At 42.7% G+C, this 21,262-nt stretch carries 32 protein-coding genes and 1 pseudogene; 3 read left to right on the forward strand and 30 right to left on the reverse strand.

All coding sequences use genetic code 11. The features are described from left to right. Positions 1-502 precede the first annotated feature (502 nt). From ACFPPD_RS26705 to ACFPPD_RS26725, 5 genes are all read right to left on the reverse strand, one after another. On the reverse strand, positions 503-928 hold the full coding sequence (locus tag ACFPPD_RS26705) for a GNAT family N-acetyltransferase (RefSeq protein WP_209749801.1): 426 nt from the start codon (positions 926-928) through the stop codon (positions 503-505). Between the two features lie 23 nt (positions 929-951). After that, positions 952-1,344 (reverse strand): GNAT family N-acetyltransferase, encoded by a 393-nt coding sequence (locus ACFPPD_RS26710; RefSeq protein ID WP_209749800.1) that lies wholly within the window; start codon positions 1,342-1,344, stop codon positions 952-954. A gap of 264 nt (positions 1,345-1,608) precedes the next feature. Continuing rightward, positions 1,609-1,947, reverse strand: a complete 339-nt coding sequence (locus ACFPPD_RS26715; RefSeq protein ID WP_209749799.1) for a cupin domain-containing protein — start codon at positions 1,945-1,947, stop codon at positions 1,609-1,611. A 367-nt stretch (positions 1,948-2,314) separates the two neighbouring features. Beyond that, complete coding sequence (locus ACFPPD_RS26720) at positions 2,315-2,995, reverse strand: hypothetical protein (RefSeq protein WP_209749798.1); 681 nt, start codon at positions 2,993-2,995, stop codon at positions 2,315-2,317. Between the two features lie 261 nt (positions 2,996-3,256). Then, positions 3,257-3,694 (reverse strand): DUF4362 domain-containing protein, encoded by a 438-nt coding sequence (locus ACFPPD_RS26725; RefSeq protein ID WP_209749797.1) that lies wholly within the window; start codon positions 3,692-3,694, stop codon positions 3,257-3,259. A gap of 320 nt (positions 3,695-4,014) precedes the next feature. Between ACFPPD_RS26725 and ACFPPD_RS26730 the strand changes: the two genes are divergently transcribed. Further along, positions 4,015-4,413: a ribosomal maturation YjgA family protein gene (locus tag ACFPPD_RS26730; protein ID WP_209749796.1), complete on the forward strand. Its 399-nt coding sequence runs from the start codon at positions 4,015-4,017 to the stop codon at positions 4,411-4,413. 620 nt (positions 4,414-5,033) lie between these two features. Here ACFPPD_RS26730 and ACFPPD_RS26735 read toward each other — a convergent pair. The 12 genes and pseudogenes from ACFPPD_RS26735 to ACFPPD_RS26790 form a co-directional block, all read right to left on the reverse strand. Then, positions 5,034-5,492 (reverse strand): hypothetical protein, encoded by a 459-nt coding sequence (locus tag ACFPPD_RS26735; protein WP_209749795.1) that lies wholly within the window; start codon positions 5,490-5,492, stop codon positions 5,034-5,036. Between the two features lie 205 nt (positions 5,493-5,697). Further along, positions 5,698-6,285 carry a YcxB family protein gene (locus ACFPPD_RS26740; RefSeq protein ID WP_209749794.1) on the reverse strand — a complete coding sequence of 196 codons (588 nt, stop codon included), beginning with the start codon at positions 6,283-6,285 and terminating at the stop codon, positions 5,698-5,700. 27 nt (positions 6,286-6,312) lie between these two features. Further along, positions 6,313-7,104, reverse strand: coding sequence for a lipid II flippase Amj family protein (locus tag ACFPPD_RS26745; protein ID WP_209749793.1), 792 nt, complete (start codon positions 7,102-7,104; stop codon positions 6,313-6,315). A gap of 29 nt (positions 7,105-7,133) precedes the next feature. Beyond that, on the reverse strand, positions 7,134-7,742 hold the full coding sequence (locus ACFPPD_RS26750) for a LysE/ArgO family amino acid transporter (RefSeq protein WP_209749792.1): 609 nt from the start codon (positions 7,740-7,742) through the stop codon (positions 7,134-7,136). A 14-nt stretch (positions 7,743-7,756) separates the two neighbouring features. Beyond that, on the reverse strand, positions 7,757-8,167 hold the full coding sequence (locus tag ACFPPD_RS26755) for a GNAT family N-acetyltransferase (protein WP_378084011.1): 411 nt from the start codon (positions 8,165-8,167) through the stop codon (positions 7,757-7,759). A gap of 187 nt (positions 8,168-8,354) precedes the next feature. Further along, a complete protein-coding gene (locus ACFPPD_RS26760; protein WP_209749790.1) occupies positions 8,355-9,107 on the reverse strand; it encodes a DUF3891 family protein in 753 nt (250 codons plus the stop codon). Next, complete coding sequence (locus ACFPPD_RS26765; RefSeq protein WP_209749789.1) at positions 9,104-9,385, reverse strand: hypothetical protein; 282 nt, start codon at positions 9,383-9,385, stop codon at positions 9,104-9,106. The genes ACFPPD_RS26760 and ACFPPD_RS26765 overlap by 4 nt, the downstream gene beginning before the upstream one ends. Before the next feature lie 230 nt (positions 9,386-9,615). Then, positions 9,616-9,954 carry an MmcQ/YjbR family DNA-binding protein gene (locus ACFPPD_RS26770; protein ID WP_209749788.1) on the reverse strand — a complete coding sequence of 113 codons (339 nt, stop codon included), beginning with the start codon at positions 9,952-9,954 and terminating at the stop codon, positions 9,616-9,618. A gap of 19 nt (positions 9,955-9,973) precedes the next feature. Next, positions 9,974-10,753 (reverse strand): APH(3') family aminoglycoside O-phosphotransferase, encoded by a 780-nt coding sequence (locus tag ACFPPD_RS26775; protein ID WP_209749787.1) that lies wholly within the window; start codon positions 10,751-10,753, stop codon positions 9,974-9,976. Continuing rightward, entirely contained in the window at positions 10,747-11,097 is a 351-nt protein-coding gene (locus tag ACFPPD_RS26780; RefSeq protein ID WP_209749786.1) for a VOC family protein, read from the reverse strand. Before ACFPPD_RS26780 ends, ACFPPD_RS26775 begins: the two co-directional genes overlap by 7 nt. A 69-nt stretch (positions 11,098-11,166) precedes the next feature. Next, positions 11,167-11,517, reverse strand: coding sequence for a VOC family protein (locus ACFPPD_RS26785; protein ID WP_209749785.1), 351 nt, complete (start codon positions 11,515-11,517; stop codon positions 11,167-11,169). A gap of 40 nt (positions 11,518-11,557) precedes the next feature. Then, positions 11,558-11,812: pseudogene (locus tag ACFPPD_RS26790) on the reverse strand (GNAT family N-acetyltransferase); the annotation flags it as partial. Between the two features lie 72 nt (positions 11,813-11,884). On the opposite strand from ACFPPD_RS26790, the gene ACFPPD_RS26795 reads away from it, so the two are divergent. Then, on the forward strand, positions 11,885-12,451 hold the full coding sequence (locus tag ACFPPD_RS26795; protein WP_209749783.1) for a TlpA family protein disulfide reductase: 567 nt from the start codon (positions 11,885-11,887) through the stop codon (positions 12,449-12,451). On the opposite strand, the gene cysK is transcribed toward ACFPPD_RS26795, so the two are convergent. The 5 genes from cysK to ACFPPD_RS26820 form a co-directional block, all read right to left on the reverse strand. Beyond that, positions 12,448-13,389: a cysteine synthase A gene (gene cysK / locus ACFPPD_RS26800; RefSeq protein WP_209749782.1), complete on the reverse strand. Its 942-nt coding sequence runs from the start codon at positions 13,387-13,389 to the stop codon at positions 12,448-12,450. The two genes, ACFPPD_RS26795 and cysK, sit on opposite strands and share 4 nt — an antisense overlap. Positions 13,390-13,412: 23 nt before the next feature. Then, positions 13,413-13,637: a DUF4177 domain-containing protein gene (locus ACFPPD_RS26805; RefSeq protein ID WP_209749781.1), complete on the reverse strand. Its 225-nt coding sequence runs from the start codon at positions 13,635-13,637 to the stop codon at positions 13,413-13,415. 16 nt (positions 13,638-13,653) lie between these two features. Beyond that, positions 13,654-14,112 (reverse strand): pentapeptide repeat-containing protein, encoded by a 459-nt coding sequence (locus ACFPPD_RS26810; protein WP_209749780.1) that lies wholly within the window; start codon positions 14,110-14,112, stop codon positions 13,654-13,656. A 62-nt stretch (positions 14,113-14,174) separates the two neighbouring features. Continuing rightward, positions 14,175-14,642 carry an SRPBCC family protein gene (locus tag ACFPPD_RS26815; RefSeq protein ID WP_209749779.1) on the reverse strand — a complete coding sequence of 156 codons (468 nt, stop codon included), beginning with the start codon at positions 14,640-14,642 and terminating at the stop codon, positions 14,175-14,177. Positions 14,643-14,691: 49 nt separating this feature from the next. Further along, complete coding sequence (locus ACFPPD_RS26820) at positions 14,692-15,180, reverse strand: GNAT family N-acetyltransferase (protein WP_378084017.1); 489 nt, start codon at positions 15,178-15,180, stop codon at positions 14,692-14,694. 127 nt (positions 15,181-15,307) lie between these two features. On the opposite strand from ACFPPD_RS26820, the gene ACFPPD_RS26825 reads away from it, so the two are divergent. After that, positions 15,308-15,712 (forward strand): hypothetical protein, encoded by a 405-nt coding sequence (locus tag ACFPPD_RS26825; protein WP_209749778.1) that lies wholly within the window; start codon positions 15,308-15,310, stop codon positions 15,710-15,712. A gap of 125 nt (positions 15,713-15,837) precedes the next feature. Here ACFPPD_RS26825 and ACFPPD_RS26830 read toward each other — a convergent pair whose 3' ends face one another. The 8 genes from ACFPPD_RS26830 to ACFPPD_RS26865 form a co-directional block, all read right to left on the reverse strand. After that, entirely contained in the window at positions 15,838-16,578 is a 741-nt protein-coding gene (locus tag ACFPPD_RS26830) for a metallophosphoesterase family protein (RefSeq protein ID WP_209749777.1), read from the reverse strand. Next, complete coding sequence (locus ACFPPD_RS26835) at positions 16,571-16,894, reverse strand: hypothetical protein (RefSeq protein WP_209749776.1); 324 nt, start codon at positions 16,892-16,894, stop codon at positions 16,571-16,573. Before ACFPPD_RS26835 ends, ACFPPD_RS26830 begins: the two co-directional genes overlap by 8 nt. Before the next feature lie 280 nt (positions 16,895-17,174). Beyond that, a complete protein-coding gene (locus tag ACFPPD_RS26840; protein ID WP_209749775.1) occupies positions 17,175-17,873 on the reverse strand; it encodes an HAD family hydrolase in 699 nt (232 codons plus the stop codon). A gap of 45 nt (positions 17,874-17,918) precedes the next feature. Beyond that, positions 17,919-18,101 (reverse strand): ribonuclease E inhibitor RraB, encoded by a 183-nt coding sequence (locus ACFPPD_RS26845; protein ID WP_378084020.1) that lies wholly within the window; start codon positions 18,099-18,101, stop codon positions 17,919-17,921. Between the two features lie 41 nt (positions 18,102-18,142). Further along, positions 18,143-18,673 carry a DinB family protein gene (locus ACFPPD_RS26850; RefSeq protein WP_209749773.1) on the reverse strand — a complete coding sequence of 177 codons (531 nt, stop codon included), beginning with the start codon at positions 18,671-18,673 and terminating at the stop codon, positions 18,143-18,145. Between the two features lie 372 nt (positions 18,674-19,045). Continuing rightward, entirely contained in the window at positions 19,046-19,258 is a 213-nt protein-coding gene (locus tag ACFPPD_RS26855; RefSeq protein WP_209749772.1) for a hypothetical protein, read from the reverse strand. Positions 19,259-19,833: 575 nt separating this feature from the next. Next, positions 19,834-20,235 carry a CDI toxin immunity protein gene (locus ACFPPD_RS26860; protein ID WP_465251447.1) on the reverse strand — a complete coding sequence of 134 codons (402 nt, stop codon included), beginning with the start codon at positions 20,233-20,235 and terminating at the stop codon, positions 19,834-19,836. A gap of 282 nt (positions 20,236-20,517) precedes the next feature. Continuing rightward, complete coding sequence (locus tag ACFPPD_RS26865) at positions 20,518-21,123, reverse strand: hypothetical protein (protein ID WP_209749770.1); 606 nt, start codon at positions 21,121-21,123, stop codon at positions 20,518-20,520. Between the last annotated feature and the right edge of the window lie 139 nt (positions 21,124-21,262).

A 21,262-nucleotide genomic window follows, 5' to 3' on the forward strand; every position in this document is an offset into this window, starting at 1 on the left:
ACAGATCAACCTCTTTCACTGGGAAGTCGCCGTGCATGAAATAGAGAATCTATAAAAAATAATAAACCAACTAAGATGTTTGGTACTTCATACTTTCCTCTAACTTTCATAATAAATTTCCCTGGTGTTCCTCCAAAAAAAGAGATCATGATAGTAAGTAAAATACGAATAAACGAATATCCAATATATAATATATGGAATTGTACTCCCCAAATTAATAGATATTTTTACTGATAAATTATAGAGAAAGATTATTGGAATAAACGGGATGATTTCTAGTATTTGAATGAATACTCGATTCCAAAAATCCTATATAATTTTTATCTTTTGGTACTGAATGCATGTGCGGTTCCAATTGATGTTGTACTCCTCTTAGTTAATTGTGTTGTTTTTCACTTCTATCTTCCTTCAAATTCATCTGATAATATTTCATTTCTTCTACTCCAACATGGTGTTATCAGATGTCGACGACTTCATTGTGTTACTCACACTTTCGCTGCTTTTATATATTCCTTAAATAATCAGGAAGTCTTAACATGAAGCGTTCACTATCTCTATTAAATAGATATTGTTCGTATAGTTCATGTGCATCTCTTGTCCCTAGTAATCCCATTAAATCTTTAAATCGATCTGATTTTGTTATTACTTCAATTAGTATCTTGCCAAGTCCTTGCCCCCTGTATTCCTCATGAATATAGACATCACAAAGCCAGTACATTGTCGCATCATCCGTGACAAGCCTAGCAAAACCAACCTGCTTTTCTTCTTTATATATTCCAAAACATACTGAAGAATCTATAGATTTCTCAATTCTTTCATCAGATCTCTTGTTTGCCCAATAACTTCTAGCAAGAAAGCCCTTAATCGTAGGGAGATCCAGTATTTCTTTGTTATCACTAATAAGATAGTCTCCGTATATGAAATTCATTGATCTAGCTCCTATCATAATGTTTATGCAAAAAGTGTCTTCATTAAAGGTCTAGATGGATGTCCGATCAGTAAGACGATATAGAAGCCAAGCTCTTTACATCTATTTAGCCCCTCATATATTAGTTGTTTTCCGATACCTTGTTTTTGATAGTCAGGTTTGACTGCAATCGGTGCTAATACGATTACCTCATGCAGATTATTGTCATCAACAACTTCTGCTTTACTTAGTAATAAATGTCCTACTATTTCCCCATCTAACTCAGCGACAATTGAGAGTTGCGGAACAAAATTAGGGGTATTCCTTATTCTTTCAACTAATGTTGCTTCGTCTTCTCGGTTTCCAAAAGCAACCCAATTAACATCGTGGACTTGAGTATGGTCACTTTCAATTTCTGATCGAATGATTATAGACATTTGGCACTCCTATCTTTGTCTTCAAATTTGTTTTCGCCCTGCATTAATTTCAACTAACGTTCATGTGTTCACGACGTCCCACCACCTTAAGCCCGAAGGGCGGCCGCGACGCGGTTAGGTGGTGCGGATGTATCGGCTGACTCTGCTTCCCTGCTGCTGCCAATTGCATCCCTCAATCAACATCTAACTCCTGCCGGATCAAGGGCCGAATGGCCCGAAGCGTGAACATGGTGTTAGACGAAGTTCTTGGCTTCTTTGAATCCACTAAACTGAAATTCTGTCGCCCTTCGTTGTTGGTTGTGAAATTACTAAAAATTCAATTGCAGAATCTGTATTATTATAAACCTGATGTGGGGTTGTTGGTGGGACTTCCAATCCTTCTTGTTGATTTACTTCGTAGAACTTTCCATTCATCTCAATCGTTACCGTACCTAAAAGAACAAAAAAGAATTGTCTAGATCGATTATGATAATGTCTAGTCTCCTCTGTCCATGGAGGCATTCTTTCATGAATAATACTTAAAGACTCTTCCTTTAAAAGATGCCATCCATCACAACTCGTTCCCCAAACATAATGTTCTGCTGTTTCCTTACTTATCTTCATAGTTAATATGAGATCCCTTCATGATTTCAAATAATAAAACTGTCTTGCTCCGTCGCTGGTATTCGCGACGTTCACAAAAATTAGTTTATTCTAACCCACTAGTCATTTAACAAACTTCATTTCCTCTGAAGAAAGAATCATCACATAATGTGTTCAAAAGGTTTTGTTTGTTTCTCAGGAATTTCGTCTAACGTTCAAGTGTATACGACGTCCCACCACCTTAAGCCCGAAAGGCGGCCGCGATGCGGTTGGTGGTGCGGATGTGTCCGGTTGAATCCACTTCCCTGCTGCTGCCAATTGCATCTTCGAACCCTCATCTAACTCATGCCGGACCGAGGGCCGAATGGCCCGAAGCGTGAACATGGTGTTATTTGAAGTTATCTGTCCTCTTCGAGTGGCCTAGAATTGATGTTCTGATCTTGTACAATAACCATGTTATAATAATTGATTCTTTTGGCTTGTGAGTAGAGATCTTATTAATATATTCAAAATCTTCTTTACTTACATCTAATTTAAGAACCGGCTTGGTTTCTTGTCTACTTATCCATTCGTCAAAATGGACTCGAGTTTTATTGGTTTGTTCAAATGATTCTGATAATAAAAAATAGATCACTCCAGTTGTCCAAGGATCCTTATCTAAGGTCTTCTTCGTTAATGAAAAGAAATAATATTTCTTATTGTTCAATGCTTTAAAGCATCCATTCCTAAAATTATTGACTACTTTACTTCGATCTAATATAGCGTAGAAAATCGGCCATATGCCATCTTTAGTGGCAAAAATGGCATTTACATATTCACCGTTAAATAAAGTTTGCTTTCTGGTTTCAAATAATTCGATATCCTTGATATTTGAGCCATGAGCTACAAAGTTCTTCTCTTGAATAAGGTAATCGATGAAACGGTATTTAGGAAAATCATATTGATAATTTATTACTCCATTATTCTGAATAGCTCTAATATACAAATCTTCAAAATCATTGAGTTCTTCATTGGAAAAAGATGGATTAGACCTCCGATAGAATAGAAGATTCAAAATAAAAGAAATCATTGAAGTTCTCCCCTATCTTTTTGCTTCACAGGTAATTTCAGCTAACGTTCGTGCATTCACGACGTCCCACCACCTTAAGCCCCAAAGGGGCGGCCGCGATGCGGTTAGGTGGTGCGAATGTGTCCGGCTGATCCCGCTTCCCTGCTGCTGCCAATTACTTCTCCGAAAATACATCTAACTCCTGCCGGACCGAGGGCCGAATGGCCCGAAGCGTGAACATTGTGTTAGATGATGTATATGCCTTCCTGAGATACCCCAAGTTCATTGATTAATTACTTCGAACTTAAAATTATTACCTATTTCTTCATTCTTTCCATAACATCCATTAAGACTATACTCAATTCCTCTTTCGGACTTTCTGGTTATGAGTGATTTACATGCTGTAGATCTTATATTGCTTGTTCCATATTTATCTTTAGAGTTGTCATATCGGAACTTAATTTCTTTCCCATTAAAATGAAAATCAAAAAATAATGGATCTCCTTCAATTGTAATTCGAGTAATTCTAATTTTATCTTTGTTGTTTTGTAAAATGTTCTGGTTAAATTCTTCAAGCCTTTTAGTATTCGTTATTTTTCCATGCAGATCTACAATATCACCATGATCAACAGCTGTTTCATAATTATAAGGCTTTGAATTACCACATCCAGATAAATAGATTATTGAAAATAATGCCAAGACAATTATGCGGCTTCTCATGAATTGCCCTCCGCTCTTGCATATATTTCAGAATCCCATCTCTTTATCTATAATCTGCAAACAGTGATCTCTAAAGATTATTTCTTTTACTCTTCCCCATTGTAATTTGTCTAGACCACATCGAATTTCTGGCATTGCTAATTTATTTAAACTGGTCGGCCCTGCCATTGAGATCTCGTTAATCCGAAGCCTTCTTTATTTATATAAGGAACCGGCGATTGGCACTACTGGGTTAATAGGATATACTTCACCTTAGAAAAAAACTATAAAAATTTTTCTCTGATGTCATTTCTCATACAAAGAAAACACGAGGTGTACTTATGGATAGAAGACTAGTTTACTTTAGCCTTTCCTTAATGTGTATTATTTTCTGTATACTTATAGTTTTGCTCTTTAGTGAAATGCCGTTCATAAGAGGATTAGTTGGGGATGTTATTATTGTAGTTTTTATATATTATTTTATTATGACTCTGAAAGATTTTAGTTCGATTTATGTTGTAATCTTTACTCTTGTATTGGCTTTAATCACAGAAGTGCTGCAGTATTTTCACTTTGCTTCAATTCTAGGTCTTCAACACAATAAAATTGCACAGCTAGTAATTGGTTCTATATTCGACCCTATGGATATGATTGCATATACAATTGGAGGTATTGTTGCTTTCATCATCGATACGAAAATAATTAAGAAGCCGAAAAATACCCATTTCCGCACGTACTAAGAATGCAGCAAGGATCAATTGAGTTGTACAATAAGTGCAATTATGGAGAGAGACCTCCCTACACGGGGTCTTTCTTTTAGTTTTCCCCCTACGGGGAAACATCAATCCAAGAAGTTATACTTCCCACGGCTCAGTGAAGAAATAAAAGGAGCTCCGCATATAACCACCGCGGTTTGCATCCGCAGTAATACAATGAGCCAGGTAGTATTCCTCAGGCGTAGTAAATAAGTTTTTCTTGATTTCTATTAACTCCATTGAATTCACTCCATCATAGTATTTACAGGGATTTCACCTAACGTATTATTTACGATCCAACTTTTCCGAAATCTCTTTCAGTACCGACAATATATTATTTAGTGCGATTAGGATGAAACCAAGAAGCACGTAGGACACGATCTCTTGGGTGAAAAACGCAATGACGCCGAGTATTCCGGCATATAGCACATACATATATAATTTCATGAGTTCACCTTTTCTTTCTTAAACAAGATTAAGGGGATAAGGTAAAGAGTAAATCCATGTTAACAAAAGCGACTTAACGATAGAATCCCTGCGACGATAATCTTTACTGATTCTTCTCGGGGATTTTCCTCGGCCAACACCGCCAGCGCCCTCGAGGTCTAATCGTTTGGGGGACCGGGATTGTCAGCCGAAATCGGCGCCCGGAAGAAGTTTTCCTTCGGAATGGCGTCTCCCGCCATTCTTCTTAGCATGGCCAACTGTCCGACGTGCGTCATCGCATCGGCGAGCGGCCCTTGAAGCAATTGCTCAGCGATACGTCCTCCGTCGTTCGGTAAGCCGCATTCTTGAATAAGACGGTCCAATCGGTCCAATTCGGCTAGAAAAAAGGAGACTTCATCGGACCAAGTTCCGCGCTTCTTCGCCGGTTGCACGTCCGAACAGATCACGGATTGCGCATATCGAATGACGTCCGACATGTGCGATAGAATATCGATTGGCGACCGAACACCGAATCCCGCTTCATAATCCGCATAATGCTCCGGCGCATCCAAGATCGCTTTCGAACCCCGATAACGGAGCGTCGCGATAAAATGGCGCAGCAAGCTCAAATCACTCATGTCCTTCTCTCCTTAAGCTAGGTGATGAACTGATGAATGGTTCGGTAAAGCCGATACTTCTCCGTACTTCGGATGTCGTGACCGGATCTCCTTAGGGCTTCAATTCTTCGTTTTGCAACAACCGATCCTCTTGCATCCCTCTGTGGACGAGCAGTCTTCTGTTTCGATTCGATCATCGGCTGCCGCTTCCTTCTATCATCGCGTATTATTCCGCTAGAAAATACTGAACGATTCCGACGGTCACGAGAAAGACGACGAGATAGATGGCCGTCCGTATTAGAAATCGTCTCAAGCCGGACTTCTTGTCCTTCCTCACCTTGTCTTTGATCGCCTGCTTGATTGCTTGAACCTGTTCAGGACTCATCGCGCGCGTCGGGATTAAATGAACGGAATTATGAGCGAGGAAGAGGACGACGAACTTCGGCAAGGTAAGGGCTCTTACCAGATCGGACCATAACAATCGTTGGGTGGTCGATTCCGACTCCATATAGATATCATTCTCCGAAAAGGTGTATCTTCTCTCTTCCTGAACGAACTTGCTTTCGAAAGATTTCTTCGAGCCCGATAACAGACTATATATCAATACGATCATCATAATAAACACGAAAATCGCCATTGGCGTATATCCGGAGAACTCGCGCGCCGCGAAGTCCACGGCAATGCGTGTCGTAGCAAGGATAAACAGGACTGCAAAAATCCAAATATACCCTTGTCTTGCGAGGTACGATAAATTCATTTGCATAATGTCTTCGCGCGTTAACTTCACCGTAACCGTGAATTCTTTGACTTCCATGGTGTCGATCCCCTTTACCTCTGTCTATTAAATGATTTTCACGAAGTATCCGATCAAATACGCTGCCGGAATGAGGACGAGCTGGGCCGCCATCGTGCCGAGGAATCGGCTGGTCATGAGCAGGACGTAGATTTTGCCGAGTTGATTGCGTTGTTCTTGATGCGTGAGCGCTTTGTCGGTAATGAGCCTGAGCTGAGGATCGATGAAGATGGTCAATATGATCGTCGCGATGCCGTTAATGATTCCCGATGCCTGCGAGGCCGTCGTGCTGAATTGCGGAAGCAGATGGGCGGCATACAGCGAGGCAAGCACGCCGACCGTGTAAATGGAAGTGACGACGATATGCAGCAGAATGAAGCTTTTGGAGATGCCCAAGTAACGGTACTGGCTGAATTTGAACCGCGGCAACCGTATGTATTTCCTCGATCGCTTGATCTGCGAGAATGTCACGCTGGAGATGAGCTTCGGGATCGAGCCGGTCGCTTCCAATCGATTAATGATTCTGGCGAAAATACCGATGAACGTCGGAAATAGGATGATGGCGAGCAAAGTCCCGACGGAAGAGGCGAGGATGATGATTCTAAGCTGACGAAGAAGTTCGTTATCGGCATGATCTCTTGCGTAATCGACGAACTTGGCCGTTAGCGGCGCTTGGACCATGTTCGCGGTACGCGACACGAGCACGATGATGCCCGTTAGCGACAACGCGACGGCGATTTTGTTCAACCGGACGCCGGCCAGCCGTGCCGAGTAGGATAGCGTCTCCGCGGCGTGAATAATCATCGTCATCGCGAACACGATGATCAGATTGGTACTCATCGAGCGTTCATCTCCACATTCAAGGTACTCTACCAGAAAGAGCGAAGAAGATAGATCGCCGCGGCCCACATGACGACCGCCGACACTTTATTCAAGGATCCAAGCAATCTGCCATTCTTGTCCTTCATGCCGATGAACCTGCCGGCGAGCGCGAGCGAAGCGAACCAAAGCCAGGACACGAGCAGGCAGCCGGCCGTATAGGCGATTCTGACCGAGCCTTTGTAATCCATCGAGCTTGTGCCGATGACGCCGACCGTATCGAGAATCGCATGCGGATTAAGCAAAGAGATCATGGCGGTGAATCCGATCGATCGAGCTAAGCCGAGTTCGCCTGCGTCGGCCGATTGCCGGTCGGATTTGCTTTTCCAGGTGACGAAGCCCATATAAACCAAGAATACGAGGCCGGCGATCAGTAGCGCGGTCTTTACCCAAATGAAACTCATGACGACTAAGGAGACGCCATATACCGCCAACAAGATCAGCAACGTATCGCATAATGACGCCGTGACGACGACGGGGAAAACAGTCGAGAAACGCTTGCCTAACGCGCCTCGCGAGAAAACAAAAAAATTCTGTACCCCGAGCGGCAGAATCAAGCCGATCGCGAGTACGAAGCCATGAAAAAATGCTGGTGCCATATTCGTTCTCCTGTTCAGTCGCCGAGGTGCAACGTTCTTTCCATCTCGATCGATACGATCGTTTCTTTCCTATGATTCTCGATGATTCTCGAGCCGCAAGGGACGAATCCGTTATTGCAGTAGAAGAGTAAAGCTTTCGTATTCGTATTGTGACAATAGAGCTTCATTTTGTCTAGACGGTACTTCTCGCGAGCTAGGGTCATCATCGTTCGCAACAAATAGCGCGCGGCGCCATGGCCGCGATAGGCGTTCGAGACAATGACGTTGCCGAGCCAACAAGAGGATCGCTCCGCATCGACGTCGTATAGATTCGCGTAAGCGACCGGCGTATCGGCCTCTCCGAGGACGACAGTCGGACTATGACGATTTTCCAGCATCGCCACGATCTGATCCGGCGTGAGCGGGTACACGAATCGAGGGCCCATATAGAATAGCTCGTCATCCGAACTCGGGAATGAGCTTATGATAAGCAGATCTTTCTCTTCCATGTCTCGATAAGTAAATGTAGTCATTTCATCTTACCCTCATTCGTGTAAGGAATTTCCCTTCCCACCTGGCCTTGTCGATCTCCTCTTTCCCTCCGACGATGTCCGCGCGAAAACTCCCTTTCCTTTACGTGATGCCAACTAGCAGTTTCACCCAGCCCGCTTCCTTATAAGCGATGTCGATCCCCACTCGGTCGACCGATAATTTAGACACTTGTTTCGTCTTCAAAGACGCGGAGAACGGCTTCTTGAATAAGTACGGCCGGATTTGAATCTCGTGACGGTTGATCCAATGCGCATGAATCTTGCGGCCCTCAACGATCGTCTCGAACCCTTCGCGATACCAAGGATGCTCTTTCTCTTTCGACGCGCCAGGCTCATTCAAGCATATGAACAAGGAGATTTCATCGCATAATCTCAACAAACTCAAATGCTTCAGGATCGCGCTTTTGTCCATAGGGCCAAGCTTAGCGATGATCCGCTCTTGTCTATCTGATTCATGGCGAATGAAAGCCATGCAATCCGGTATTGCGGATTGCCGAAGATGCGTGAACGTAGCGTAGTGCATGCTACACAGCAATGCCGCATAAACGTCCATATGTTCAACTTCGTCCAATCCGAATCGATACAAGATTAGCTTGGGCAGAAGCGGATAATCTTGGAAGGAGAACGGCACCGAATCGCGATCGTTCCAGATCGGCGTTTCATCCAATCGAATCCAGCCTCTATCGTGCTCGCGTATGGCAAGAAGCACGGAATTAGACCATCTTCGATCGACCATAAGATCGTCGCTTAATAACTTCGCGATTTCATAAGATAATTGCGCATGATCATGTTGAGTCGTCATGTAGAAATATTGCTCCGTTTCTCTAACGATCATGAGCGCCTCATCCATGGACGACGGAAGAAGTATGCTCTTACGCAATAGTAGAGGACGCTAATCGCAAGTGCGCCTACCAATGCCAACAACCATTCGTATTCGTATGCCGATCCGAAAGTCGTCTCGCTTTGCAGATAATCCACCTTTTCATAGCTGCTGACGATATCCGGCACTTCGTTCCTAGTCCGAACGTATCCCCTCACGCTCATCGCAACAAAATAACCAACATAACTTAGAGCGCCGATCGCGATCGATTCAATCGCAACTCTGATTCTCACGGCCGAATCCACTCCTTATTCCTTCATGGCTTTAGTCGGATCAGCTTATAGATAAACGTCACGATAACCAATCCGGCGAACCCAAAAATACTGATCATCCAGAAACGAAAATCGTTGTACAACGGCTTCGATTGCAGAGACTGAGCAGTGATTATTAATATCATCAGGACTGTCGTTAGCGTTCGGATCTACATGCACCTCTTCCCGGAATGCCTTCCGAACCGACTGCGTTATCGCTCAAGATAAGCCTTCACCAACTTCTTGGGCGCGATGCTGCTCCACGCTTTCCGAATCAATCCTTGCACTTCCGTACGGTCGGCAAACGGCAGATGGACGTTCAAGTAATTCATATTCGCAAAAGACTCCGGTATGCGGTAGACGTTCGGATCGATATCGGAGTATATGGCTTTGTCTTCCGGAGACGCTTTGATCGTTAACGTGATACCGTCCGGTTGAAAGACCGCGATGATTTTATTCCTTATGCGAAAAGAAGGCTTCCCCCAATGATCCAGTTCGACGGTTTCCGGCAAGGACAAGCAATAATCCCGAATCTCTTGAATCGTTATCATAAGAGAGCCGCCTCTCAACTCAATATAACTCGTCCATTAAGATATAGTAGTTCACTTTGTCCCCATCGACCCGATCGATACCGTAGCATTCCAGAAAATAATCCGAATACTTATTCGTCCCATAATTATGTCTCAAGCTTCTTATCGCTAACGCTACGTCTTGATAACGATCCGCTATTCCCGCTTTGCCTAAATCGATGAACCCGGATAATCGATCTTTGTTAATGAGAATATTAGGGAGGCAATAGTCCCCATGAGCGAATACGAGGTCTTCCGAGCTTGGCCGTGTGCGCTGCAATTCCCGGTAGACTTGCAACGACGTCCAACCTTGATATTCTTCTTCGAAATCGGATTCATCCACCAAGTTTTCATCGATTAACCGATGAGCGACTTCCAGTTTCTTATCGATCGTCTGGCGTAGCGGGCAATCCGCGATGCTTAGCGCATGCAGATCCTTTAGCGCTTCCGCATAGACACGTACAAGTTCGTCGGGCTTCGCCCGCAATCGTTCGTTTGAGCCATCCAGCCCGATGATTTCGGAGATTAATAGGTAATCCATGCTTTGATATTCTTCGTAAAAGAGAACCTCGGGTACCGGCATTTTGTTATGAAGCCAGTCGAGTGCATCTCTTTCCGGCCGCAAAGTCTCATGCCAATTCGACGGGGATACTTTGAGATACGCCGAATAATCTTTTGCGCCAGCTACTCTAAACACCAAGCTGTTCGAATGTCCGATATGATTTTGTTGCAAAGTACATCCTTGCAGCATGTCCTGAAGCCGCGAAGGCAAATTCAACATTTGCACACCATCAATTGATTACCGTCGGGATCTTTGAAATTAAACCACTGGTCATGCTCGATCGCCGTCGTGAAGTTGACTTGCTTGGATCGCATATACTCGAATGCTTCCGCGATGTTATGCGTATTGAAATGGAAGGCCGGCGCCCTGAATACGTGATCCGGCGAATAAATCTTGCTATCCAGCACGATACTCGTTCCATTCATCGGCAACACGTACAAGTGTCCGAACAAGATCTCGCCGTCTGCCGGCAGATTCAAAATATCGCAATACCAGTCGCGGGCTTTCTCGATGTTGCTGACGGGGATAAATACGGTGCCGATTTGATTAAGGATCGGGTTCATGGACGAGTCCTCCTATTATTTTTCCAATATAATTACAAAAGGGGGCTGCTATGCAGACCCCGTATAACATCATTTATTCTGAATAAGTCCGATTCCGTTCCCTACCGGATCTACTAGATAAGCTAAATAAAAATGATCGAATTCCATCTTGTCTCTTACGATCTGCGCTCCGGATTCAACCGACTTGCGTATGGATTCATCGATATCATCCACTTCGATTTGAATCCTGATCCCGTGCGGAAAGTCGTTAGGTCCTTTGGAAATACCGCCATTGATCCCCGGTTTCCCATCGTCCCCGGTCGTAACCGGATAATAGCCCCAGTTAGGCTCCGCGATTCGCCAGCCGAATACCGAGGAATAAAAGGTTGCTGCACGCTCCGGATCTTGACTGCTTAAGTCGAACAAGACAACTCTCCCCACACTACTCGCTCCCCATAATTGGAATTGTCAACCAATTCAATCATACCGAATGTTTGTTCGCATGTAAAGCGGGAGTTTTCTTGAAATAAATCAAAGTCGCATTTTCGTTAAGCATTCTTTGAACGCCCGTCTTTACGTATCCCATTTTCTCGTAGAGGTAACAATTGCGTTCTTCCTCCAGAAGCGTAGCCAGTTCCCAGGTCGTTGCTTGCGGGAACATTCGCTCGGCTTCGATGATCGCCTGTTGCGCGTAACCTTTGCCTTGATGAAGCGGACTTATGAAAATCGGACTGATCCCCTCCTCCGATCGCTTCCCAAAAATGTTCTTTAACTGTAAACTATTCTTCAAATGAAGAGGTGACCTATCATGAGAAAACTACAAGTCGTTAGCAGTTATCTTGTCTTGCTTATTGCCTTCTGCGCAATCGTCTATAGTTTACAAGCTAACAAATCCAAATTGCCCGGCGAAGATACAGACATTGCGGCCCCCGTTGAAACGACCGCAACGCAGCAGCATTCGGAAGAAATTGTACTAGAAGACTTGCTTTATGCGAATCCAACAACCATAAACTATTCGGAGAAGCCGACGGCCATCCTTTTCTTTACTTCTTGGTGTCCTTATTGCAACGAAGATGCGCCTAAAGTCGTTCAGCTGTACAATAAATACAAAGAAGACGTGAACCTGTACGGGGTCAACCTCATCTATCGCGACGATAGGAATGATGTTGAAGCCTATGTGAATGACTACCAAATCAAGTACCCGATCTTAATGGACGAGTCGGGTAGCTTATACGACAAGTACGGCGGATCGGGCTTCCCATCTCTTTATTTCTTCAATGCTGATGGTGAAGTTATCGATCAGATCATCGGGTCGACGGATTTGGAGACGATCGAGGACTCTTTTATTTCTCTTCAAGAGAACTTCAAAGCTTAACTTGGTGCTTCCGGAAAAAGCGACGTGGATAAATACCGCTCGCCCGTATCAGGTAAGATCACGACGATTTTTTTATCGCGATTCTCGGGCCTTCTTGCAAGTTGTAACGCTGCGAACACGGCCGCTCCAGACGATATCCCGACCAGCAGACCTTCGGATCTGGCAAGAAGACGAGCTGTCTCGAACGCATCGTCGTTCCTGACTTGAATGACCTCGTCGACGACCGAGCCGTTATAGTTAGCGGGCACGAATCCGGCGCCAATGCCTTGGATCTTATGAACGCCCTTGTTGCCGCCCGAAAGTACCGGAGAATCGGATGGTTCTACCGCGACGACCTTCATGCCGGGTTTCCTTTGCTTAAGCACTTCGCCGACGCCGGATATCGTCCCGCCAGAGCCCACTCCGGCAACGAAAACATCGACTTCGCCTTCGGTATCTCTCCAGATTTCCTCCGCGGTCGTTCTCCTATGAATGTCGGGATTAGCCGGATTGTTGAATTGTTGCGGGATGAAAGAGTTCGGCAAGGACGCCGCAATCTCTTCGGCTCTTCGGATCGCGCCAGCCATTCCTTCGGCCGCCGGCGTTAATACGAGCTCTGCCCCTAATGCGACAAGCAACTTCCGACGCTCGATGCTGAAGCTGTCCGGCAAGGTGATAATTAACTTGTAACCTAATGCCGCTGCGGCGAAAGCAAGCCCCACCCCCGTATTCCCGCTCGTTGGTTCGATGATGACCGAATCCCGGTCGATAAGTCCCTTCTCTTCGGCGTCTTTAATCATCGCGAAGCCGATTCTGTCTTTGACGCTTCCCGCCGGATTAAAGTATTCCAGCTTTGCGATTATTCTTGATTCGATCTGATGTTGTTTAGCAAAATTAGCAAGTTCCAGTAGTGGCGTATTGCCAATGAGTTCCGTTAGATTTGTGGCAATCCCAGTCAATGAGATCCCTCCGTATCCGTTTCTTATTTTATCTCCGCGTAATCCGTTATGTTTTTCCGAATCCGTTTAAACACGATGACGATATCCCGCGAAGCGCCTTGCGACATGCTCGTATCGAAGCAGGAGACCAATTCCCAGCCTTCGCTGCCGTACTGATTCAATTCGTCTTCGAGCTCCTCTGCATCAACCTTGCCGCCTAGAAAGCCGCCCGTCTTATACTTGATCGTTCGATATTCCCACTGTTCCATTCGATTGTCGCTCCTTTTATTTGGAATAATTCTTTAACAATTCCTCGACGAGGATTCCGTTAATTTTTAACCCTTTGATGTTGCAGTCTGTAAGATCCGCATCCGTTAGATCGCAATTCCGGAATTGCGTGCCGGAAAGATTGCTATTGGTAAAGACGATTGGCGCACGCTCTGTATCGTCTTCCTCCGGCAACACGATTTGATTGAATCTGGCCCCATACAGATGCACATGATCCACATCGATATGACTCAAATTGGCATGTTGAATGCTAGAGCGAGAACCATTGACGTTCGTTAGCTTGAGTCCGCTCATATTGACATCATTTACTTTAAGCTCGCTCATATTCACGTTATTAAAGCTCGACTTCGCAAGGTTTACGTTATCGAAGACCAATTCTTCCGCTCTTACGTCTTTGAATGAGGATCCCGAAATATCCGTCATATTGAAGTTCAATTGTTGGGTATTCAATTCCATTTCAATGCTCCCTTCGAAGATGGATTCTATATTATGGCCAGAGCGGGACTTCGCCGGATATACTATTCTGATTTTCCGGCTGATTCCGCCAATCTCTTCAACTCCTTGTTCCGATCCTCTAAAAACCTTCTCATGTAATTCTTCAGTATCGCCCTTTCGACAATCCATCCAACAAAACCAAGTGGGGCTTCAAAATGTAACGAATCCCGCATTAATGTCTTGCCTTCGAGGGACACAAACTCATGAACATGCCTTAGACTCTTGAACGCGCCTTTCTGCATCTCATCAACGAACAAATAAGGCGCATCGTATTCCGTGATTTTGGAAGTGAGCTTCTGCCTGACCCGGAAATGAGTTGCTTCGAATGTAACCATCTCACCCAGACCGATCGGCCCCGAGGTGACTCCGCTAATCGCTCTTTCTTTCGTATGCTTCCAGACGGTTGCGGTATGTACGTCGATGTCTCTGGCCAAGTCGAAACAGATTTGGATCGATGCAGAGATCTCGATGTGCGTCTGTACGGTAATCAATGGTTCTCCGCCTCTCGAATATAAGAATCGAAAGCCCATCAAGATTCCCTTACAATATCTTCTGGAAGCTCCCGATATCCCGCTTTCTGTCGAACTTATACCCAATCTCCTTAAATAGAGCACATTGGACATAACCGTTCCTCTCGAATAATGACTTACTTCTCGTATTCTCCATACATATCGTTGCTATTAAAGTATGGAAGCCTTGTTTCCTTGCTTCGCCTTCGATAAATGTTAGCGCTTGTTTGCCAATACCTTTACCCAAACAATCCGGCTTTAAGTAAATGGTTACCTCGCCGCTAATATCATAAGCTTGTTTGCTTTTGTATGAAGTGATCAAGACATAACCGTTGATTTGATTTTCATCCAAGATCGCATAAGATTTGAAGCGCGGATTATTATTCATAACGGAAGCTTTGATATGTTCGATATCCAGCTCCTCTGTATGAAAGGATATTGTCGTATTCAAAACATAGTAATTATAGATCTCTCTTATCTCATTTAGATGATATTCTGCTACCTCTTCGAATGTTATCAACCTGATCTCATCCTTATCTAAGAGATCCACTTATATGGTATTATAAACCAGATCTTCAATAATTGCTTTTTAATTATGCACTTCGAGCTATTTGGGAAGAATGACTCCGAGGTGATCTTTAGTGATCGTGAGATTAATGACAACCGTATTATTATTCTTGAATCTCAGCTTCCAGGAACCAATGCTATTTCAAGTGTTCGATATAAGACAAGGCAAGGTCATCGAACAACGTCCTTTAACCCGCGAGCTTGAGGAATCAATCTTATCTCTTCTGAACTCTTCTCCCTCAACGTATGGCGGATTTACAATGAATCCAGCGGACGGCCTCATTCTTCATGTGATCTTCGAGGATCCAATCCGAATGACATCCGACTTCTATCCTGAACCGATCAAGGAGATTTATCTGTTCCTTGAGCCTGACATTCAACCAAAGGCTTTAATTTTCTTACAGGATAAAAGCAGATATAGGGTTGTTGTTTTACATGGAAATAGTGATCAGTTTATTTTGCGAAATAATTTGATAACAGAATAAAGGAAATAATGCCTCTTTATAAGACCCATTGCAGAAAATCAACCCATTCAGCTGCATGCCTTATGCGCATCCACCATCCCGATTTTGTCTCCGTCGAACCATATATCCGGACTCTCCTATTTTCATCAACAGACTCTCCCGGTCTTTATGGCGACCGCATAATCCTCTCGTCCGTTTTCACTGGCTAGAGCGCTGGCTTTATCCCAATCATAGGGAAGCATGACATGTTCAAGTCGCCAATGTTCGCCAGATGTCTTGTGCGCAATCACATATACGGCGTATGGGGAATGGGATTCCATTGCATGCGGGAACGGCAGTTCATCTTTATACGCAGGTAGCCCTACACTCCCGGCATTTACAATGAACTTGCCGTTAGGCAGTTGAATCGTTCTGAACACATGACTATGACCGCAAAAGATATAATTCTGCGGTACATCTTCAAGTTCCATTGCAAGTTGATTCGGTTGCTTATAGCCCACGTTAGATTCATTTACCTCTTCCAATAAATACCGGTTATTGGCTAAGGGGGTGCCATGGCAAAACAAAAGGTTTTCAAATACCCAAGTCTCTTTAAACGATTTAATCCACTCTGTTATTTCGTTATTGATCATCGGTTTTACAAAATTAAAGGTAGCGGAATTGCTTTCATCGCTAAGTAGTATTTGATCGCAGTTCCCCATAATAGATATGATATTTTTGTTTTCCATTAATAGTTTAGCTGTACCTAAAGGGTCAACGGGGCCGAATAAACTATCGCCTAAATTAACTATGGTTGGAATGTCCCGATCCGAAATATCTTTTAACACAGCCTCTAAGGCCATACTGTTACTATGTATGTCTGAAATAATCGCGATCTTTTTAGACATATGCATTGCCCTCCCGGTATGATAAATATTGGAAAAATTGCACAAGGTATTGCATGGCCGGCAGAGGATTCATCGTGCGGTTCAAAAGTTCATAAGCCGATTCTTTGTTGATATGACCGAATCGCGCGCTTAACCATGACCAGAACTGCTCTTCCTTCATTTGGCCTGTCCACAAGTCCCTGCGTATGTTTTCCAATTGCGCCTTCAAAGATTGATAAGTCGTTCCAGCCATTGCGGCAAGCTCTCGCCAAAATGAATCAGACAGGTTCGTAACTAAAACGCCTGCAATATCTAAAACAAGCTGCGGTTTAATCATTGCACTTCCGCCTTATGTCATTCTTTCTAAAAAGGAAAACGATATAAGCAATAACCGCAAGGATGATGACGACATTTATTCGCGTTGGATCAATTGCTCCAATGGATTTAAGCGTGTTATTTATCCGTGCAATACAATAAAAAATCGAAAATGTGATCAAACACACCAATAGATCTTTTATTTTGTTTTCTTCGCTTATGAATATGGCAATGAGCGCAAATAAACAGCCGATCACTAATACGGTATAGATCAACACGCTAACACCTCATTTCCTGGTTATCTACAGATCCACCACTCTCAGGAGCTCATGCCATTTACTCACCGTGTACTTAGGTTGATATTCATTCGTTAGGGATAGACCGTTCCGATTATAAAAACAAAAGTCTATCCCCGCATTCTTGGCACCATGATAATCATCCGTCAAAGAATCTCCGATAAAAAGCACTTCGCTTCTCGATAGTCTAAGTTCGTTGAGAGAGAGATCGAATATTTCTTTCCTTGGCTTCCTCACGCCCGCTTCATCGGATACAATAATCGATTCGAACAGATGATCGATTTTGCCCGCCGCCAATCTTTTCCTTTGGGCCTCCCCGATTCCGTTGGAGATAATGCCAAGCTTGTATTGCGACTTAACGGAATGAAGAACTTCTTCGGCTCCGGTTTCGTATAGGCAAGTATTGCAGAAATAATCCCAGTAGGTATGTGTAAGCTTAACGTGATGAGAATGATTCATGTTCAAGGAATCTCGAAACGAACGAATCAATACGTCGATAATCGACTGATGGGAACCGGTCTTATTGACGAAGTCCATCCAGTGTTTGAAATTATGCTTTAGAAAGGATTGCCAGAACGCTTCCCGCTTCTCTTCATCCTCTACAAACAAATCGTGATCTCGAAGCGTTCGATTCATGGATTCCATTTCGCTCAACGTATAATTCAATAGCGTATTATCCAGGTCGAAAATAATCGCTTTGTACATTGGACCACTCCCTACGCATGAAAGTTCTCATGACATGTTTTACTGCTACTTGATGACGGGGCTTTCCCAACCATCGTAATTACCGCCGACTGCAGCCGCTTTCTTGAGCAGCTCTGTCGTAAATCGATTGATCGTTTGAAGTTCCACCGCGCTCATATTCGATAATACAAGCTGGTAGGGTAACACGGACTCCTCTTGGTGCGTATTTTCCTCAACGAAGGAATACAAATTGTCTGCCGATGCGTGAACACATTGTTATTGGTCGCCCATTAATTTGACAGAGAATTTTCTTTATACCACCTTCTAAGTTGATTAATTTGAGCTTGATGATAGCGGCTATGATCAGCCATATGCCATAAGCCCCAGCGTATGGTTGCTTGCTTTTCATTTTCAAGTCCAAAAGTGACAACTTTAACTAGATCAGCATCTGTTAATTGTGTACATGAATCTTTCAACATTATTAATACACCTTCATATTTAGACATAAGTGTGTTCAAAGACATTCCTTTGACCATCGGGAGCCTATTATTTTCATCTATCATAGGACCATATTGCTCTTTTAATGAATGAGGAAGTGGTTCTCCTTTTATTCTATAAACCCAATTCAGATCAACATACATGATATGTTTTATTAACTGAGCGGTACTATTAAAATTGTTATTAAGTCCCTTGTAATCTACTTCTTCTTGCGACATGCCATCAGTAATAAATTGTAGTCGTTGGCTGTTCTCTTTAATAGCGGAATATAATATTCCCACAATATGTGACATATTTACTTCACCCTGTAAATCGTAAAGCATACTAGCTCATTCTCCTCGCTTCTATTAATAATGGTTGATAATTCACTACAATGATTTATTATCCTTCTCATTACCGTGCTTAAAATTTCCTGTAATTTTAGCCAATACTAATTGGGTTTCTTTAACTAAATACAATTGGCATACCAATTCGAAAGAGTAAAGGGAGCATACTTTGTGGTTGTATGACGTCTTCGCCATTCGTTAAATAGCAGGATTAACGGAATAACCTGTGTAAAAATATAATATGAAATTGTTAGTATTACTAGATTTCGTCCTAATCTAATGTCTGTATGATTCATTAGTTTTTAACTTCTCTTTTTGGTTTTAGCCATATAGTGTTATCGGAGGTACATGGCATCACCGAATAATCACTCAATTCTGCTCTTCAATTTCTATATAAGGCTCTGTATTAAACATTGCTGTTGCAGTTCCTGATTCTAAATCGACTGTTATCCAATCTATAGTATCAGTACCTCCAGTTCCAGGATTAAAAACATGAAAAATCAATTTCCCATTATCTTCATTTTCTAACTCGATATAAGTTATATCTTCAACATATCTGGGTCCGAAGTTCTTTTTTGCCAAAACTTTAGCTGGCGGGCTTTCTTCTGTTCACTAGTTAATTCTATTTGTATATCAATGTCATTATCATTAACTTCTTCAAGACACATGTCCTCCAGAATCTCACAGGTAATCTCTTGGGTCACCGGATTGAGATGATACCATTCCATAACTGTAGTTGTTGCAATACTTGATTGTGTAATAATGTAATTTCCGTTATCGTCTTTCCCAGTAACACTTAATGATGAAACTCTAAGTGATTCTTTATTTAACTTCGATTCAATTAATTCAACTGCTTCACTTTCAGACAACCAAATAAAATGAAAACGAATATTATAAGTATCAACGGCTTCATTTCTGCCTCCATAACTATGATCTTTAAGTATTTGAACATTGTATTTCCGATAACGTTGATGTGTTCACGACGTCCCACCACCTTAAGCCCAAAAGGCGGCCGCGATGCGGTTAGTCGGTGCGGATATGTCCGGCTGAATCTGCTTCCCTGCTGCTGAATTACTCCAGTCGAATCCACTTCCATACTCCTGCCGGACCGAGGGGTGAATGCCCCGAAGCGTCATGGTGTTAGCTGATGTCTATTTTCAATACTTTTTCTTTCCAATTGTTATTTCGCCTTCATGATAATTTTCAATAATTATTCCTATTTCAAAGTTAACAATCCAGGTATCAAAACCAACTGCAATCACATCATCAAAACTTTCAATAATTTTTGACAGTGAAGATTCAATAACTGGAAAGTTATACTCATTCCAGATTACAAGAAAATGCTCCGCCGTGTTTATGTAATTTAGGTTCGTCACGTCTTTAATATCAATGATAATTCTTTTATCTATTATTTCATCCCAATTAAGCCTACTCCAATTCGTAAAATTAAATGTATTGACCATTCTTGTGACTAGGCTTTTTGATTCATCTTGACTGTAAACTCGAGTACCCGGTCCAAGGGCAGCTATACACTCGTCGAATAAACTGCCATATGAAATATCCTTTTATACTTTTTTCTTTAATTGTTCAATTCGAAAAAGACGGGTTTCTTTATCGTCCAATTGTCATCGTCCTTAATATTTTCGTTGATGTTTAGACTTTCGGGAATTTCAGCTAACGTTCATGTGTTCACGACGTCCCAACGACTTAAGGCGACGAAGTCCTCTTCTAACTCCGGACGGACCGAAGGCCGAATGGCCCGATTCGTGAATATGGTGTTATACGACGTATCTGCCTTCTCTGAATCAACTATCAGTATCTTCTATTATTCGTGCATTCTTCTAGGCAATCCGGGTGATTCTAGCATTCTGACATAAAGGATACGTACTTATGAATTCCGAAATAGCATTATTCATTTCTTCAAATGATCCACCATAGAAATATAAAGCTGTTTCAGTATTCCCTTGCCAATATCTTTGGACTTCTCCGTCAAATCCTACTAATCTTGAAATTTCAGCTAATACAAAATTCGAATCACATTCTGCATACACATTGTCCGGAAGATTTATTCCATCTAGATATATACCTAACCCTTCTTTCTTTCCAAAAATAATTTTTTCATTCGTTCTTTCTATTGTTACATGCGATCCCTTTGGCGCACCTAAATTTTCAAGCATCTGAATAATATCTTCACAAATCGTCTGCTCATTGTTTTCTGTATATATAAGAAATTCAATATTACAAAATACTATTTCACCGGACTGCGCCTGCATTGTTCCTCCACCAATAACTTCACCATAATTGTTGGCTTGTAAAAACTCATCAAGAGGATCTTCATAATATTCACCTCTATCAATTGGCATAATCTTATCATTTAACTGGATTACAATAATTGAACCTGTTTTATCTTTCTTTCCAAATATCTTTTTATACATCTTGTTGAACATAAACAATCTCCTTTATTTAAATATTTCTAAAAATAACTGTGCAGATATGTCGAATAACGTTCATGTGTTCACGACGTCCCACCGACTTAAGGCGACGAAGTCGCCGGGCGCGATGTGGTTAGTTCTTGCCATCTCCGTG

Origin of the sequence: Cohnella suwonensis (genome assembly GCF_042655365.1) — a bacterium.
GTDB classification, from domain to species: Bacteria; Bacillota; Bacilli; order Paenibacillales; family Paenibacillaceae; genus Cohnella; species Cohnella suwonensis.

Bases quoted from the DNA above. Each gene is read 5' to 3' on its own strand.
- ACFPPD_RS26705 (WP_209749801.1), bottom strand. From the start codon at position 928: ATGAATTTCATATACGGAGACTATCTTATTAGTGATAACAAAGAAATA.
- ACFPPD_RS26710 (WP_209749800.1), bottom strand. From the start codon at position 1,344: ATGTCTATAATCATTCGATCAGAAATTGAAAGTGACCATACTCAAGTC.
- ACFPPD_RS26715 (WP_209749799.1), bottom strand. From the start codon at position 1,947: ATGAAGATAAGTAAGGAAACAGCAGAACATTATGTTTGGGGAACGAGT.
- ACFPPD_RS26720 (WP_209749798.1), bottom strand. From the start codon at position 2,995: ATGATTTCTTTTATTTTGAATCTTCTATTCTATCGGAGGTCTAATCCA.
- ACFPPD_RS26725 (WP_209749797.1), bottom strand. From the start codon at position 3,694: ATGAGAAGCCGCATAATTGTCTTGGCATTATTTTCAATAATCTATTTA.
- ACFPPD_RS26730 (WP_209749796.1), top strand. From the start codon at position 4,015: ATGGATAGAAGACTAGTTTACTTTAGCCTTTCCTTAATGTGTATTATT.
- ACFPPD_RS26735 (WP_209749795.1), bottom strand. From the start codon at position 5,492: ATGAGTGATTTGAGCTTGCTGCGCCATTTTATCGCGACGCTCCGTTAT.
- ACFPPD_RS26740 (WP_209749794.1), bottom strand. From the start codon at position 6,285: ATGGAAGTCAAAGAATTCACGGTTACGGTGAAGTTAACGCGCGAAGAC.
- ACFPPD_RS26745 (WP_209749793.1), bottom strand. From the start codon at position 7,104: ATGAGTACCAATCTGATCATCGTGTTCGCGATGACGATGATTATTCAC.
- ACFPPD_RS26750 (WP_209749792.1), bottom strand. From the start codon at position 7,742: ATGGCACCAGCATTTTTTCATGGCTTCGTACTCGCGATCGGCTTGATT.
- ACFPPD_RS26755 (WP_378084011.1), bottom strand. From the start codon at position 8,167: ATGGGCCCTCGATTCGTGTACCCGCTCACGCCGGATCAGATCGTGGCG.
- ACFPPD_RS26760 (WP_209749790.1), bottom strand. From the start codon at position 9,107: ATGATCGTTAGAGAAACGGAGCAATATTTCTACATGACGACTCAACAT.
- ACFPPD_RS26770 (WP_209749788.1), bottom strand. From the start codon at position 9,954: ATGATAACGATTCAAGAGATTCGGGATTATTGCTTGTCCTTGCCGGAA.
- ACFPPD_RS26775 (WP_209749787.1), bottom strand. From the start codon at position 10,753: ATGTTGAATTTGCCTTCGCGGCTTCAGGACATGCTGCAAGGATGTACT.
- ACFPPD_RS26780 (WP_209749786.1), bottom strand. From the start codon at position 11,097: ATGAACCCGATCCTTAATCAAATCGGCACCGTATTTATCCCCGTCAGC.
- ACFPPD_RS26795 (WP_209749783.1), top strand. From the start codon at position 11,885: ATGAGAAAACTACAAGTCGTTAGCAGTTATCTTGTCTTGCTTATTGCC.
- ACFPPD_RS26805 (WP_209749781.1), bottom strand. From the start codon at position 13,637: ATGGAACAGTGGGAATATCGAACGATCAAGTATAAGACGGGCGGCTTT.
- ACFPPD_RS26810 (WP_209749780.1), bottom strand. From the start codon at position 14,112: ATGGAATTGAATACCCAACAATTGAACTTCAATATGACGGATATTTCG.
- ACFPPD_RS26830 (WP_209749777.1), bottom strand. From the start codon at position 16,578: ATGTCTAAAAAGATCGCGATTATTTCAGACATACATAGTAACAGTATG.
- ACFPPD_RS26835 (WP_209749776.1), bottom strand. From the start codon at position 16,894: ATGATTAAACCGCAGCTTGTTTTAGATATTGCAGGCGTTTTAGTTACG.
- ACFPPD_RS26840 (WP_209749775.1), bottom strand. From the start codon at position 17,873: ATGTACAAAGCGATTATTTTCGACCTGGATAATACGCTATTGAATTAT.
- ACFPPD_RS26850 (WP_209749773.1), bottom strand. From the start codon at position 18,673: ATGCTTTACGATTTACAGGGTGAAGTAAATATGTCACATATTGTGGGA.
- ACFPPD_RS26865 (WP_209749770.1), bottom strand. From the start codon at position 21,123: ATGTTCAACAAGATGTATAAAAAGATATTTGGAAAGAAAGATAAAACA.